At 69.3% G+C, this 15,165-nt stretch carries 12 protein-coding genes; 9 read left to right on the top strand and 3 right to left on the bottom strand.

Annotated features, from left to right (window positions below; genetic code table 11):
- Window positions 1–3 precede the first annotated feature (3 nt).
- Window positions 4–348 carry a GIY-YIG nuclease family protein gene (locus tag ACSQ2B_RS08025; RefSeq protein WP_436048850.1) on the top strand — a complete coding sequence of 115 codons (345 nt, stop codon included), beginning with the start codon at window positions 4–6 and terminating at the stop codon, window positions 346–348.
- A 195-nt stretch (window positions 349–543) separates the two neighbouring features.
- Here the strand turns inward: ACSQ2B_RS08025 and ACSQ2B_RS08030 are convergent, their stop codons facing one another.
- On the bottom strand, window positions 544–954 hold the full coding sequence (locus tag ACSQ2B_RS08030; RefSeq protein WP_436048851.1) for a DUF7662 domain-containing protein: 411 nt from the start codon (window positions 952–954) through the stop codon (window positions 544–546).
- 103 nt (window positions 955–1,057) lie between these two features.
- Between ACSQ2B_RS08030 and ACSQ2B_RS08035 the strand changes: the two genes are divergently transcribed.
- Both ACSQ2B_RS08035 and ACSQ2B_RS08040 read left to right on the top strand, forming a co-directional pair.
- Window positions 1,058–1,579, top strand: a complete 522-nt coding sequence (locus ACSQ2B_RS08035; RefSeq protein ID WP_436048853.1) for a hypothetical protein — start codon at window positions 1,058–1,060, stop codon at window positions 1,577–1,579.
- A gap of 43 nt (window positions 1,580–1,622) precedes the next feature.
- Window positions 1,623–2,489: a 50S ribosomal protein L11 methyltransferase gene (locus tag ACSQ2B_RS08040; protein WP_436048855.1), complete on the top strand. Its 867-nt coding sequence runs from the start codon at window positions 1,623–1,625 to the stop codon at window positions 2,487–2,489.
- Window positions 2,490–2,504: 15 nt separating this feature from the next.
- Here the strand turns inward: ACSQ2B_RS08040 and ACSQ2B_RS08045 are convergent, their stop codons facing one another.
- Window positions 2,505–4,760, bottom strand: a complete 2,256-nt coding sequence (locus ACSQ2B_RS08045) for a TonB-dependent receptor plug domain-containing protein (protein ID WP_436048857.1) — start codon at window positions 4,758–4,760, stop codon at window positions 2,505–2,507.
- A 239-nt stretch (window positions 4,761–4,999) separates the two neighbouring features.
- Here ACSQ2B_RS08045 and ACSQ2B_RS08050 point away from each other — a divergent pair, with 239 nt between their 5' ends.
- From ACSQ2B_RS08050 to ACSQ2B_RS08075, 6 genes are all read left to right on the top strand, one after another.
- A complete protein-coding gene (locus ACSQ2B_RS08050) occupies window positions 5,000–5,998 on the top strand; it encodes a phytase (protein WP_436048858.1) in 999 nt (332 codons plus the stop codon).
- Between the two features lie 116 nt (window positions 5,999–6,114).
- The gene (locus tag ACSQ2B_RS08055) at window positions 6,115–6,510 is read left to right on the top strand and encodes a hypothetical protein (RefSeq protein WP_436048860.1); all 396 of its coding nucleotides are present in this window, start codon (window positions 6,115–6,117) and stop codon (window positions 6,508–6,510) included.
- 114 nt (window positions 6,511–6,624) lie between these two features.
- Window positions 6,625–8,439 carry an aminopeptidase P family protein gene (locus ACSQ2B_RS08060; RefSeq protein WP_436048862.1) on the top strand — a complete coding sequence of 605 codons (1,815 nt, stop codon included), beginning with the start codon at window positions 6,625–6,627 and terminating at the stop codon, window positions 8,437–8,439.
- Between the two features lie 112 nt (window positions 8,440–8,551).
- A complete protein-coding gene (locus ACSQ2B_RS08065; protein WP_436048864.1) occupies window positions 8,552–10,528 on the top strand; it encodes a PAS domain S-box protein in 1,977 nt (658 codons plus the stop codon).
- An 88-nt stretch (window positions 10,529–10,616) separates the two neighbouring features.
- Window positions 10,617–11,666 (top strand): NAD(P)H-dependent amine dehydrogenase family protein, encoded by a 1,050-nt coding sequence (locus tag ACSQ2B_RS08070; protein WP_436048866.1) that lies wholly within the window; start codon window positions 10,617–10,619, stop codon window positions 11,664–11,666.
- Window positions 11,667–11,793: 127 nt separating this feature from the next.
- Entirely contained in the window at window positions 11,794–12,678 is an 885-nt protein-coding gene (locus ACSQ2B_RS08075; protein ID WP_436048868.1) for a mechanosensitive ion channel family protein, read from the top strand.
- A gap of 219 nt (window positions 12,679–12,897) precedes the next feature.
- On the opposite strand, the gene ligA is transcribed toward ACSQ2B_RS08075, so the two are convergent.
- Window positions 12,898–14,985 carry an NAD-dependent DNA ligase LigA gene (gene ligA / locus ACSQ2B_RS08080; protein WP_436048870.1) on the bottom strand — a complete coding sequence of 696 codons (2,088 nt, stop codon included), beginning with the start codon at window positions 14,983–14,985 and terminating at the stop codon, window positions 12,898–12,900.
- Window positions 14,986–15,165: the final 180 nt, after the last annotated feature.

Consider the following 15,165-nt stretch of genomic DNA (forward strand, 5'->3'; position numbering starts at 1 on the left):
GAGATGGAGCTGATCCACTCCACAACCGCCGTCTACATGATGTCGAACCGCAAGCACGGGACGCTCTACACGGGCGTCAGTGGACGCTTCCTGCATCGCATCGTCCAGCACCGCGATGGCCTCGTGGAAGGCTTCACCACACGCTATGGGCTGAGACGGTTGGTCTGGTTCGAGATGCACGACAGCATCATCCCGGCCATCCAGCGGGAAAAGTCGATCAAGAGGTACCCACGCCAGTGGAAGATCAACCTGATCGAGCGCGAGAACCCGCACTGGGAGGACCTGTTCCCGATGCTGATCCGTGAGGACGGACCGCTGTCACACCTGCAGCAGTTGGATTGGCGCTGATCTCCGCCCCACCTTCCCATATTTCCTACGTCATGGCCGGGCTTGTCCCGGCCACCCAAGCACCTGGCCGGACCGCCATCAGGCGGCGGCGGTGCGCGTCATCGATCTGCGAGGGCCGTGATCATGGGTGGCCGGGACAAGCCCGGCCATGACGGTTTGGAGGGGTGTGGAACGGTCTGAAACTGTCCGGAACAGCTACCGTCGCCGCATCACCACCCTCGCCAGCATCGCGCCGAGCCCGACGACCGCCGCCACGCCGGCGACGGCTAGCGCGGTGACGCGGAAGGTCTGGGTGACGTGCATCCGGGTCGAGGCGGCTTCGGCGGCCTTGCGCATGACCGGCGGCTGCACCTCGTCCGGCGCCACGACGCCCTTGCGGAACACCACCCGCTCGCCGGCGTGATCGACGTCGTCGACGCTCCAGCCGTGAAGGGTCCAGGCGCGGCTGTGGCTCTTGCCCGGGTCGTCGGTCCACCAGGCGCGGCCAACGCGCGCGGCCTTCGGCAGGGGAAAGCCCAGCACGCTCTCCAGCTCGGAGAAGCTCGCGCGCCACTCCTCGGCGGGATGGGCCGCCAGCCGGTCGGACAACGGATCATATTTGCTCATGCGAGGATCTCCCGGCGCCCAGAACGCATGTTCCGTGAAGATGGCGCCAGCTTGACGCTGAACCAAGCCGCTCGCCGCGCGCTGTTATAGGGCGATGCTCTCCATGAACACCCCACAGGTGGCGACGCTTTGCGCCGGGGCGGGACTGGCTTTGACGGCCGGGCTGCTGATGGGCGTCGCCATGCGGCCGCAGCTGGCTATCGGCGAACGGCCCGGCGGGCCGCAGACTTTCGCGCCCTGGGGCGGCGCGCGCTCCGCCGGCCCCACCGACAAGGGGCTGGGCTACGCCAGCTACGCGGGCCAGATCCCCACCTATGTGACCGGAACGGACGCGGAGAAGGCGGCGCAGGTCGCCGTCGCGCCGCAGCCGACCCCCGAGACCTACGCCCAGAACTACTATGTCTCTCCGCTCCGCGGCGAGACGCTGGAGCCGCCGGCCGAGCCGCGCGACGTGACGCCCGCGGACGATGGCGCACTGGCCGAGCGCATCGCCTACCCGTCGCTCGAGGGCGGCGCGGCCTATGAGGACGTGAGCCGGTCGGAGATGACGCCGGTCGTCCAGGCCGCCGACATTGGGGACGAGGCGGCCGCGGAAGCCACGGGCGACACCAGCGTCCCGCGCTGATCGCCCTCGCCTTTCGGTCACGCGTCCTTTAGCAGGGGCGCCCATGACCGAAGACGCCGTCCAGATCACCGCCCGCGGGCCTCGCGCCGTGGCCGAAGCCGCCGCCGTCGCGGTGGACGAGGCCCCCGCCACCGAGACCCTCACCTATTCCATCCTGGAAGAGGACGAAGACCACGACGTCTGGCGGATCGACGCCTTCCCGACCACCGAGCCGGAACGCGCGGCGCTGGGCGAGCTCCTGGCCGGCTATCCTGAGCTGCGGGTCACCACCGAGAAGCTGGCCGACGCCGACTGGCTGGCGATGGCGCTCTCCGGCCTGCCGCCGGTGCGCGCCGGCCGGTTCTTCGTCTACGGCGCCCACGACCGCGGCCTGGCGCCGGCCTCCACCGTCAATCTGCGGATCGAGGCGGGCGCCGCCTTCGGCACCGGCCACCACGGCACCACCGTCGGCTGCCTGCTGGCCTTCGACCAGCTGCTGAAGGCCCAGCGCTTCCCGCGCGTGCTGGACGTGGGCTGCGGCACCGGGGTCCTGGCGATCGCCGCGGCGCGCACTGGCTCGCGCACCGCCGTCGGCACCGACATCGACCGGGTCTCGGTGCGCATCGCCAACGAGAACGCAACTCTGAACCGGGCGAACGCCCGCTTCGTCCACGCCTACGGCCTGAACGACACCAAGGTGCGGGCCGACGCCCCCTATGACCTGGTGTTCGCCAACATCCTCGCCCCGCCGCTGGTGGCCCTGGCCCAGGACATCAAGGGCGCGCTGAGGCCCGGCGGGATCGCCATCCTCTCCGGCCTGCTGCGCACCCAGGAGCGGCGGGTTGCGGCGGCCTATCTGTCACGCGGCTTCCGCATCGTGCGGCGCCTCCACCGCGACGCCTGGGCGACCCTGGTCCTGCGGCGCCCCTAGGGACCGCTCGGCGCCTCAGAACGTCATTCGTCCGACGATCTGGAACACCGGGCCGGCCTTCTCGGACTCCAGCTCGTACTCGTCGAAGCTCCGCTCGCGCTGGTCCTCGATCGTGTTGAACTTGTTGAACACCTCTTTCTTCTTGGCGTTCAGCAGGTTGGAGCCGGTCAGCCGCACCACGTAGCGCTTGCCGAACCGCTTCTCGACGAAGACCTCCAGGTCGGCGCCGTAGGTGGTGGTCACCTCTTCGCCGATGATCCGTCCGAAGGCCTTGCCCTGCTTGCGATAGGTCGCGCCGAAGGCCGCGCCATAGTCCGGGAAGTCCTGGATGAAGCCGACGTTCATCACATATTTCGACTGGTCGTTGAACCGGCGGGAGCCGAAGGCGTCGTCCACACTGCTGTCGAGCAGCGAGTAGTTGAGGAAGACGCCGGTGTTGGGCAGGCCCACGAAGTCCAGCGGCGTGGAGAGATCGAACTCGAGGCCCCAGACCTCGCCGCTGCCGACATTGCGGGCGGTCAGCACGAAGGAGGTGAGCTCCTCGGCCGCCTCCTCCGGCGTCGCGCCGTCGTCGATGGCGTCTTCGTAGTTGTCCAGCGCCTCTTCGGAGAAGGCCCCGGTGTTCACGACCTCCTGCAGGTCCGAGACCTTGCGGTAGAAGGCGTTGACGCCGACCACGCCGCGACGGCCGATGCGGTGCTCGAAGCCCAGGTCCGCACCCCAGGCCTTCTCGAGCTTGAGGTCGGGATTGCCGACGAAGTCATTGTCGCCGTACTCGCCCTCGAGGACCGCCGGCGACAGGAAGTTGAAGCCGGGCCGGCGCACCGTGCGCGCCACCGAGGCGGTGATCCGGTCCGCCGCGGTCAAGGCGTAGCGCAGGTTCACCGACGGCAGCAGGACCCCGTAGTCGTTTTTCGACACGCGCAGGGCGGTCGCCGCGGTCTCGTCGGTGATCTTGGTCTCGGTGGTCTCGTAGCGCAGCCCGGCTTCCCAGCTGAGGCCGTTCGTGGCGCCCGAGAGCATCACGTAGGGATCGATCCGGCGCTCTTCGATCTTGTTGAGGCCGCCGGCGACCGGCTCGTAGTCGGGATACAGGCCGGGGATGGCCGGTCGCGGGGCCGGGGCGTCGTCGATCTCCACCTCGGTCTCGGTCTCCAGCACCGAGGTGTCGCGGGTCTTGTCGGCGTACTGGACGCCGAATTCCAGCTTCGCGCCGCGCAGGTCGATCTTGTGCTGGATGGCGGCGGACAGCTCCTTGTCCTTGATCCGCGTCTTGGTCCGCGTGCTCTCGAAGACGTCGTCCTCCGGGAAGGCGATGTCGTCGTCGTCGTAGGTGGTCTCGTCCTCGAACTCGTACTGGTCGTCGTCGATCGCCGCGTAGCCGAGCTTGAAGGTGGTCTCGCCGCCCAGCATCTTGCGCTTGAACTTGCCGCCCAGCGAATAGTTGTCGGTGCGGATGTCGAGGTCGTTGACGTTGGTGGTCTGCAGGGCGTCGTTGGTCCGCACGCCCTCGGCGTACTCGGTCGAGCGCTCCGCCTGCAGCCGGTCGGTGCGGACGAAGACGCCGGACAGGTCCAGCTGGCCGCCGGCGACATCGACCACATAGGCGGCGTTGGCGGAATAGTCCGTGCCGTTGCGCAGGTCGGTCTGCACCTCGATGTTGTCGAGCTCGCCGCCCGGCTCGTCGAAGCGTTGGCTCAGCTTCTCCTTCGGATTGCGGCGGCCCTGCACGCTGGCGCCCACCAGCAGGCGGCCGGGCCCCACCTGGCCGCCCCAGACGCCGCCGACGGTTCCCTTGACCTTGTCGTCGTCGAGGCGGATCGCGCCGGCGCGCAGATAGCCGCCGTCCAGGTCCATCGCGTCGCGCAGAACGATGTTGATGGCGCCCGCGACCGCGTCGCCGGAGCGGTTGGCCGAGGGCGAACGCACCAGCTCCACGCGCTCAATGAGCTCGGCGGGGATGCGGTCGACGAAGAAGGAGCGGTCCACGCCGGCCCCCGGCACGCGTTCGCCGTTGATCAGGATCTGGGTGTAGCTGGGCGCCAGGCCGCGCATCCGCGCGCCGTCCGACTCCAGCACGTCCGAGAGGAAGGTGACGCTCGGCACGCGCTTCAACGCATCGCCCGCCGTCAGCGGCTCGAACTTCTGGAAATATTCGAGGTCATAGGAAAGTACAGGCTCAGCGCCCTCGACGCGGTTGCGGTACTCGATGCCGGCCGTGACCACCAGTTCGTCCACCGGGCGCACGGCCGCCGCCGTTTCATCCGCCATCGTCTGAGTCGCGAACACGACCGCTAGCGCCGTCACCGAGAAAAGAGCCACTCGATTCATTGGTATACCCCCCGTGCGGCCGGTTGACTTAAGAACCCGGCCGCGCCTAATCCGCGGCGGTGCTTAGGGTTCAGCTTGGCAGGGGGCCAGTGATGTTTCGGTGTCAGATTTATTACAGTTTTGCGTCAGTTCTGACGGCCGGTATTATTCTGTCCGGCTGCTCGGCCTTCGACCCTGAAATGCGGTCCGACTCCCGTGGCGCGACGGTTGGCGCGGGTTCGCCGGTCCTGGCGGCCGCCGAAACTCCGCCCGTCGGGACCGGCGCGCGCGACGCCGCCGACGATCCCGAGATCTGGGTGGATCCGGCGAATCCGGCGCGGGGCGTAATTCTGGGCACGGACAAACAGGCGGGACTCTACGTCTACGATCTTGAAGGCCGGGAGCTGCAGTTCCTTCCCGGCGGCAAGCCGAACAATGTGGATCTGAGACCGGGCTTCGCCGCCCCGGGCGGCGACCGCGTCCTGGCAGTCGCCTCGGATCGTGGCCGCGGCGGCGTGGCTTTCTATCTGCTGGATCCCGCGAACCTGAAGCTCGAGTTCTGGGGCCTCGCCCCTGTCGACCTCGCCGAACCGTACGGCCTGTGCCTGGGGCGCAGGGGCGAGAGCTTTCTGCTGATCGTCAACGGGACCGACGGTCAGATCCGCCAGCTGCGCGTTTCGGCCGGTGCGGACGGCAAGGTTCAAGCCGTGGAGGAACGGCGCTTCGCGGTCGCCACCCAGCCAGAGGGCTGCGTGGTCGATGACGCGCGCGGGCTTCTCTACCTCGGCGAGGAGGGACGCGGGATCTGGCGGTTCGACATGACGGCGCCGGCAGCGCCGGGGACCCTCATCGCCGAGGCGCCTTCGTCCATGCTGACGCCCGACGTCGAGGGGCTGACCCTCCTGCGCGAGGGCCAGGTCACGTGGCTGATCGCCTCCAGTCAGGGGGACTCCAGTTTCGCCGTCTTCCGCGTCGACGGGAGCGCGCCCGAATTCCGCGGCCGGTTCAGCGTGGCGGCGTCGGGCGGGATCGACGCGGTGACCGGAACCGACGGCGTCGCCGCCGCAGCGGGCCCCGTCGGCCGCTACGCCTCGGGTCTCGTGGTCGTCCAGGATGATGTCGACGAGGGGCCGCAAGGGGCTCGCCAGAACTTCAAGCTGGTCGATTGGGCGGAGGTGAAGAAGGCCCTCGGCCTCTGATACGCCGCTCCTGACCTCCTGAGGCCCCGGCCGATGCCGCCTGGGGCCCCGGAACCGCCCCCAGCCGTCCACGTTCCCGCTCCGCGGCGAAGCTCTCGCCACGGAAGGAAACGCCAATGTCGAATGACAAAGAGTACGTGGAACGCACGACGACGGTCCGCTCCAGCCCGGCCGGCTGGTGGATCGCCGCGATCGTGGCCATCGTCGCCGTGATCGGCCTGGTCTTCCTGTTCACCTCGCAGAACCGCCAGACCGACTTGCAGGCGGCCCGCGACCAGGGGGCGGCCGAAGCCACGATGCAGGCCGCCACCACAGACGCGCAAACCGCCGCGACCCAGGCCAGCCAGGCGGCCCAGTCGGCGGTCGACTCCACCGCCCGCGCCAGCCAGAGCGCGGCCGAAACCGCCCAGGCGGCTGCCGCCCAGACCGCCCAGGCGGCGCAAGACGCCGGCGACGCCGCTCGCGACGCCGCCACCGTCGAGCCTGCGCCCGCGCCAGCACCCGCGCAGTAGGCGGCGAAAACGCCCTCGGTCGGGCGCGACAGCTCCCCTGCACGCGGGGGAGCTGCTGCGTCTCCGCCGTTTCGCGCCCTTCACCCCTGCGCCCGAACCCATTACATCCAAGGGATGCGCCAGACCTTCGACGAGACCACCGACCCGTCCTTCGGCCCCACGCACCTGCCGCTGATCCGCCAGGCGATGGCCGAGCAGGGCCTCGACGCCCTCCTCGTGCCGCACGAGGACGAGCATCAGAACGAGTACCTGCCGGCGGCCAACGACCGGCTGGGCTGGGCCACCGGCTTCACCGGCTCGGCCGGGGCGGCGGTGATCTTCCAGGACAAGGCCGCGGTCTTCGTCGACGGCCGCTACACCCTGCAGGTCCGCGACCAGGTGGATCAGGCGACCTTCGAGATCCATGACCTGATGAACGGCGGCGTCAGCGCCTATCTCGAAGCTGCCGCCAAGCCCGGCCAGGCGATCGGCTACGACCCGCGGCTGCACAGCCCCGACGCGCTGGCGCGGCTGAAGATCGCTGCGGCCAAGGCCGGCGCCGAGCTCAAGCCGGTCCCGCTCAACCCGCTCGACGCCGCCTGGGGGGAGGCCCGTCCCGCCCAGCCGGCCGCGCCGGTCGTGCCGCACCCGCTGCAATACGCCGGCGAGGAGTCCGCCGCGAAGCGCAAGCGCGTCGGCGAAAGCCTGACCGCCCAGGGCGCGAGCGCCGCGGTGCTGACCGCCCCCGCCACGCTCGCCTGGCTGTTCAACATCCGCGGCGGCGACGTCATCCGCTCGCCCCTGCCGCTCGGCCAGGCCATCCTCGCCGCCGACGGAACCGCGCGCCTCTTCCTCGATCCGCGCAAGGTGACGCCCGACCTGCCGGCCTGGCTCGGCAACGCGGTGGCGCTTGAGCGGCCGGAGGACCTGCCGCAGGCCCTGGCGGCGCTGAAGGGCCAGAAGGTGCTGGTCGATCCGGCGCAGTCGTCGGTCTGGTACTTCGACGCCCTGGGCGAGGCCGACGCCGAGGTGCTCCGCGCCGAAGATCCGTGCGCCTTGCCGCGCGCCTGCAAGAACCCTGTGGAGATCGAAGGGACCCGTACGGCGCACGCGCGCGACGGGGCGGCGCTCACCCGCTTCCTGCACTGGCTGGCCACGGACGGCCAAACGACCCCGCCGGACGAGATCACCGCGGTCAGAAAGCTGGAAGGTTTCCGCGAGGCCACCGGGGCGCTGAAGGACCTCTCCTTCGACACCATCGCCGGCGCAGCCGGCAACGGCGCCGTCGTCCATTACCGGCCCACCGAGCGCCTCAACAGGCGGGCCGAGACCGGCTCGCTGATGCTGATCGATTCCGGCGCCCAGTACCTCGACGGCACCACCGACGTGACCCGCACCGTGGCGATCGGCGAGCCCAGCCCGGAGATGCGCGAGCGCTTCACCCTGGTGCTGAAGGGCCACCTGGCCCTTGGCCGCGTGCGCTTCCCGGCCGGCACCACCGGCTCGGCGCTGGACGTGCTGGCGCGCCAGGCGCTGTGGGCGCACGGGCTGGATTACGACCACGGCACCGGCCATGGCGTCGGCTCCTACCTCGGCGTGCACGAAGGCCCGCAGCGGATCTCCAAGTCGCCGAGCCCGGTGGCGTTGAAGCCCGGCATGATCCTTTCCAACGAGCCCGGCTACTACAAGGAAGGCGCCTACGGCATCCGCATCGAGAACCTGCAGGTCGTCACCGAAGCCGAAGCCATTCCCGGCGGCGAACGGCCGATGCACGGCTTCGAGACCCTGACGCTCGCCCCCATCGACCGTCGCTGCATCGCCCGCGACCTGCTGAGCGAGGAGGAGCGCGCCCAGCTCGACGCCTACCATGCCCGCGTGCGCGAGGTGGTCGGCCCGCAGCTGGAGCCGCAGGTGCGAGCCTGGCTCGATGAGGCGACCGCGCCGATCTGAGCGGGCGAACCTGAATTTCGCCCATTCACGCCGCCGTCGACTTGAAGCTTAACCGCTTCGACAGACGTCCCAGCTATCCTGGCGCAGGCTCCGGCCGACAGGACCAGATACGATGAGCACAAGCTCCGCGCGCAATGCGACGCGGCAGGCCACAGGAGGAAGCCCCGGCGCAGGCCCGTCGGAGCCCCGACTCGCGGATGTCCGCCTCACCGACTGGCAATTCCGCGACGCCATGGAGCATTTCGACATCGGCACGGCCTTCGTCTCGCTCGAAGGCCGCTGGCTGCACGTCAATCGCGCGCTTCGCGAGCTGCTGGGCTACGACGACGACGAGCTGTCCCGGCTGACCTTCCAGGATCTTACTCACCCGGACGACCTGAACGCCGACCTCGAGCAGCTCGACCGGCTGCTCGCCGGCGAGATCTCCGCCTACCGGATGGAAAAGCGCTATCTGCGCAAGGACGGCGAAACCGTCTGGGCGCTGCTCTGCGTCTCGCTGGTCCGCGATGAGCAGCGGACGCCGCAGTACTTCATCTCCCAGGTTATCGACATCAACGAGCGGAAGGCCGCGGAGCTGGAGCGTCAGGTGCTGACGGAGCGGCTGACGCTGGCGACCAAGGCGGGCGGCATCGGCGTCTGGGACTGGGACCTGCGCAACGATCGGATGACCTGCGACGCCCGCATGTTCCAGCTCTATGGTCAGACGGCCACCGAGACGACGACCCTGGGCGGCGCCTTCCTCGCGGCCGCTCACCCGGACGACGCCGAGCGGATCAACGAGCGTGTGCGGACCGCCCTGCTTGGCGAGCCCAACTACGACGTCGAATTCCGCGTCGTGCATCCGTCCGGAGAGGTTCGCGATCTGCGCGGCGCGGCCGAGATCCTCCGTGACGAGACCGGGACGCCGGTCCGCGTGGTCGGCATCACCTGGGACACCACCGACCTGCGACGCCTCGCCGACGACGCGCGCACCGCGAGCGAGGCCAAGTCCCGTTTCCTCGCGACCATGAGCCATGAGATCCGCACGCCCCTCAACGGCGTCCTCGGCATGGCGCAGGTGCTGGCGTCCGACCCCGACCTGTCCAAAGCCCAACGCGGGCGGGTGAGCGTGATCCAGGAATCCGGCGAGGCCCTCCTGGCGATCCTCAACGACGTGCTGGACCTGACGAAGATCGAGTCCGGAAAACTGGAGCTGGAAGAGACTGTCTTCGACCTCGGGCGGGTCCTGGAATGCGTTCGCGCCACCTTCGCCAGCATAGCTGAGGATAAGGACGTCGCTCTGACGGTCGCCCTTGGCGCGGCCGCCGGCGCCTATCGCGGAGATCCCACCCGGCTACGCCAGATCGTCTCCAACCTGATTTCCAACGCCCTGAAGTTCACCGCCGAGGGAGAGGTCAAGGTTACGGCGCAGCCGTCCGCCGACGGCGTCACGATCCGGGTCTCCGACACAGGGATGGGCATCCCGCCGGACGCCCTGGACAAGGTGTTCGGCGCCTTCACCCAGGCCGACAGCTCGGTGACGCGGCTGCACGGGGGCACGGGCCTTGGCCTGGCGATCTGCCGCGAGCTCAGCGGCCTGATGGGCGGCGAGCTCAGCGTGGAGAGCGAGGTCGGGCACGGCACCACCTTCCGCCTCGAGATCCCGCTCGTCCGCGTGGCCGAAGCCGCCGCCGGGCCGTCGGACGCGTACGCGCCGACCTCGCTGCAGGCCAGCGCATTGAGGGTCCTGGTCGCCGAAGACAACGCCACTAACCAGCTGGTCCTGGCCGCGCTCCTCGCCCAGGTCGACGTGACGCCGGTCAGCGTCTGCGACGGCCAGCAGGCGATCGAGGCCTGGCGGGCGCAGGACTGGGACATCATCCTCATGGATGTGCAGATGCCTGTGCTCGACGGCCTCAGCGCCACCCGCACGATCCGGGCGGAAGAGGCCGAGAGCCGCCGCAAGCGGACGATCATCGTCGCCCTGACCGCCAACGCCATGCCCCAGCAGGTGGCCGCCTATCGGGAGGCCGGCATGGACGGGTTCGTTCCGAAGCCGATCGACGTCCGGGCGTTGTTAACCGCGCTTGAGCTCGCGGCCGCCGCCTGAAGCGCAAGGCGCTCGACCGACTCCCCCGTTGACCTTCCCCGACGGCAATGCTGGCATTTCGCCAACAAAGCAATCGAGGGAGAAGACCATGAGCACCCAGACAACTCCGCGGATCTACCGCGTCGCGCAGTGGGCGACCGGCAATATCGGCGCCCACGCCATCAAGGCGGTCGTCGAGCATCCGCGGATGGAGCTGGTCGGCCTGTGGGTGCATAGCGAGAGCAAGGTGGGCAAGGACGCGGGCCAGCTCGCGGGCCTGGGTCGCGATCTCGGCGTGAAGGCGACCCACGACGTCGAAACCATCATCGCCGCGCGTCCGGACTGCGTCCTCTACATGCCGCAGTATCTGGACCTGGACGACGTCTGCCGCCTCCTGGAATCCGGCGTCAACATCGTCACCAGCGTGGTGGAGTTCCACGATCCTGAGAGCCTCGACCCGGAGGTCCGGGCCCGCGTCGAGGGCGCCTGTCGCAAGGGCGGCGCCTCGATCCACAGCACCGGCTCCAGCCCGGGCTTCATCACCGAGATCCTGCCCTTCGCCCTGATGAACTTGGTGCGGCGCCTCGACTGCCTGACGATCGACGAGTTCGCCGACATGACCTCGCGGGACTCGCCGCAGATGATCTTCGAGGTCATGGGCTATGGCCGGACCCCGGGCGACTTCGACGAGCGCCAGATCGCCCACATCCGCGACAGCTTCGGCCAGTCCTTGCGCCATACCGCGCGGGCGCTCTCCATGCCGCTGGATCGCATCGAAGCGGGCGGCGAATTCGGGATCACCCGCGGCCGGGTGAAGATCGCCGCCGGCGTGCTGGAGCCCGGCACGGTGGGCGCGCTGCGCCTCAGCGTCACCGGCTTCCGCAACGACAAGGCGGTGATGCGCTTCCGCGCCAACTGGTATTGCACCACCGAGCTCGAACAGAACTGGGACCTGCGCGCGAGCGGCTGGCGCGTCCAGGTCGAGGGCGACACCCCGCTGGACATCTCCATCGGCTTCCCCTGCTCGGAAGAAGACTATCCGAAGGTCACCCCCGGTTTCACGGCCCACCCGGTGGTCAACGCCGTGCCAGCCGTCTGCGAAGCCGAGCCCGGCATTCGCACGGCGGCGGAGCTGAAGGTGCTGGCGATTCTCGGATAGCGGTCCGGCTCCATTCACACAGGTGAATGCGCCAGGGCGAACGCCGCGGTAGGCTCCGCGACATTCGCTCGAAGGCGGGGATGTCGCGACCGCCCCTGGCGTCCTGCGACCTTGTGAGGGCTGAGCTATGGACATCAAGGTGTGGTGGGCGACGGCGGCGCCGATCCTGACCGCCATCGCGCTCAAGATCGTCGGCGCCATCGTCCTTTACATGATCGGACGATGGCTGATCGGCTTCGCCATCCGCATGTTCGCCAGGGTGCTGACTGCGCGCAATTTCGACGCGACGCTGCAGCGCTACGTCTCCAGCGTCCTCGGCGTCGCGCTCAACATCATCCTCGTCGTCGCGATCCTCGGCTATTTCGGCGTCGAGACGACCAGTTTCGCCGCCCTCGTGGTCGGCCTGGGCCTGGCGATCGGGGCGGCCTGGTCGGGCCTGCTGGCGAACTTCGCCGCCGGCGCCTTCCTGATCATCTTCCGTCCGTACAAGGTCGGCGACTATGTGCTGGCCGGGACGATCGAGGGCACGGTCACCGAGATCGGCCTATTCAACACGACGATCACCTCGCCCGACAACGTCGCCGTCATCGTCGGCAATTCGAAGGTCTCCGGCGAGGTCATCAAGAACTACAGCACCCATACCTACCGGCGGGTCGAACGCACGGCGCAGCTGGCCTTCGGGGTCGACGCCCTCGACGCCATCGCCCGGTTGAAGCCAGCGCTCGCCGCGATTCCCAACGTCGTCGCCCAGCCGCCGCCGGACGTCGAAATCCTCGACTTCAACGCGTTGGGGACGCTGCTGGCCGTGCGCCCCTATTGCCATACCGACCACTACTGGCAGGTCTATTTCGACACCAACCGCCTGATCGCCGAGACCTTCGGCGCCGCCGGATATCCGGCGCCCTATGTCGTCGAAGAGCATCGCAGCGGACCGCCCGGCGGCAACGGCCATGCGCCGCCAAACGAAGGCTTCACCCGCCGCGGCTCAGGCGAACGACCGCGGCCGGTGTGAAGTCTGCCGTCCTGGGCTTAGCCGGCATTTGCCGCAACGCCCCCTCCGTCTCGCTGCGCGAGCCACCTCCCCCGCGTTGCGGTGGAGGATCTGGGCCGTAGATGCTCCACCGCTCATCCACCCCCTTTGGGGGTGGCTCGCGAAGCGAGGGGGGCCGAGCCGCATGCGGCTCGGAGGGGAGCTCCCGCGAAGCGGGTGAGGGGGCGTTCGGCGCCCGCCCTACCCGGCCACCAGCGCCAGCCACTCGTCCTCGGTCAGCACCTGAATCCCCAGTTCAGCGGCGGTCTTCAGCTTCGAGCCCGCGCCGGGTCCCGCCACCACGATGTCGGTCTTCTTCGAGACCGAGCCCGAGACCTTGGCGCCCAGCCGCTCAGCCTGGGCCTTGGCCTCGTCGCGGGTCATCTTTTCCAGGGCGCCGGTGAAGACCACCGTCTTGCCGGCCACCGCCGTGTCGGTCTTCGGCTTCTCGGCGTCGAGGATGGTCAGCTGCTCGCGCAGGTCCTGGACGAGCTTGCGGTTGTGATCCTCGGCGAAATAGGCCGCGGCCGCCTCGATCACCGCCGAGCCGATCTGGTCCATGGCGTCGAGCTCGTCGATCGCCTCGGGATCGCGGTCGGCGACCTTGTCCATGGCCGCCAGGAAGGCTTCCGCCGTTCCATAGCCGCGCGCCATCACCGTGGCCGTGGTCTCGCCGATGTGGCGGATGCCCAGGCCGTAGATGAACCGGTCGAGCGCGATGGTCCGGCGGGTCTCGATATTGGCCAGCAGGTTGCTGACGCTGGTCTCGCCATAGCGCTCCGTCGTCAGCAGTTCGTCGCGGTGTTCGTGCAGGCAGAAGATGTCGGCCGGCGCCGTCAGCCAGCCGCGCTCGGAAAAGGCGGTCAGCTGCTTTTCCCCCAGGCCCTCGATGTCGAAGGCCTTGCGGGAGACGAAGTGGCGCAGGTGGGCGAGCTTCTGGAAGGGGCAGGCAAACTCGCCGGAGCAACGGCGCACCACCGTCTCGGCGCCGGTCGCCGTGGTCTCGCGCACCACCGGCGTCGTCAGCGGGCATGGGCATTCGTGCGGGAAATCGTAGGGATGGGCCTCGGCCGGGCGCTCGGCCTCGATCACGCTGACGATCTGCGGGATCACGTCGCCGGCGCGCTGCAGGATCACCGTGTCGCCGATGCGCACGTCGAGGCGGGCGATCTCGTCGGCGTTGTGCAGGGTGGCGTTGGTGACGACGACGCCGCCGACGGTCACCGGCGTCAGCCGCGCCACCGGCGTCAGCGCCCCGGTGCGGCCCACCTGGATGTCGATCGCCTCCAGCACGGTGCGGGCCTGCTGGGCGGGGAACTTGCGCGCGATCCCCCAGCGCGGGGCGCGGGAGACGAAGCCCAGCCGGCTCTGCCAGTCCAGCCGGTCGACCTTGTAGACCACCCCGTCGATGTCGAAGCCCAGATGCGGCCGGACCGCCTCCGCCTCGCGATAGGCGGCGAGCAGGCCCTCCAGCCCCTCCACCCGCTGGCTCTGCGGCGTGGTCTGGAAGCCCCAGGCCTTCAGCTTCTGCAGAGCCTCCCACTGGGTCTCCGCAAAGGGGCCGCTCAGCAGGCCCCAGGCGTAGGCGAAGAAGCGCAACGGTCGCTGGGCGGTGATCTTCGGATCGATCTGGCGCAGCGAGCCCGCCGCAGCGTTGCGCGGATTGGCGTAGGTGCGCTGGCCGGCCGCTTCGGCCGCGGCGTTCAGGGCGGCGAACTCCGCATGGCCGAGATAGACCTCGCCGCGCACCTCGATGACCTCCGGCCAGCCGGCGCCCTTCAGCCGCTTGGGGATCTCCGACAGGGTGCGCAGGTTCTCGGTGACGTCCTCGCCGACCCGGCCGTCGCCGCGCGTCGCCCCGCGCACCAGCAGGCCGTTCTCGTAGCGCAGCGACGCCGACAGCCCGTCGATCTTCGGCTCAGCGGTGTAGGCGACGGGATCGCTGTCCAGCCGCAGGAAGCGCTTCACCCGGGCGTCGAACTCCGCGGCGTCCTCGTCGGAGAAGGCGTTGTCGAGGCTGAGCATCGGCACGCCATGCTCGACCGGCGCAAACTGCTCCGAGCGCGCCGCCCCGACGCGCAGCGAGGGCGAGTTCTCGCGCACCAGATGCGGGAAGGCCTGTTCGATCGCGGTGTTGCGCTGCTTCAGCGCGTCGTAGTCCGCGTCCGACACGGAGGGTTGGTCCTCCTGGTAGTAGCGGATGTCGTGGGCGGTGATCTCGTCGGCGAGCTTCGTCAGCTCCTCGACGGCCTCGGCTTCGGTGAGCTGGTCGACGGGTTTGGCGGTCATGGCGCGGTCCTCACCCATCGGTCGGAACTGTCGGCAAGGCCGAACGCCCCCTCCGTCTCGCTACGCGAGCCACCTCCCCCGCTACGCGGTGGAGGATCTGGGCGGAAGGTGCTCCACCGCTTGCGGGGGAGCTGTCGCGAAGCGACTGAGGGGGCGTTGCGGCCGTGCCGAGTCACCCAC

It is taken from the genome of Phenylobacterium sp. LjRoot225 (genome assembly GCF_964252855.1).
Classification (GTDB): domain Bacteria; phylum Pseudomonadota; class Alphaproteobacteria; order Caulobacterales; family Caulobacteraceae; genus Phenylobacterium.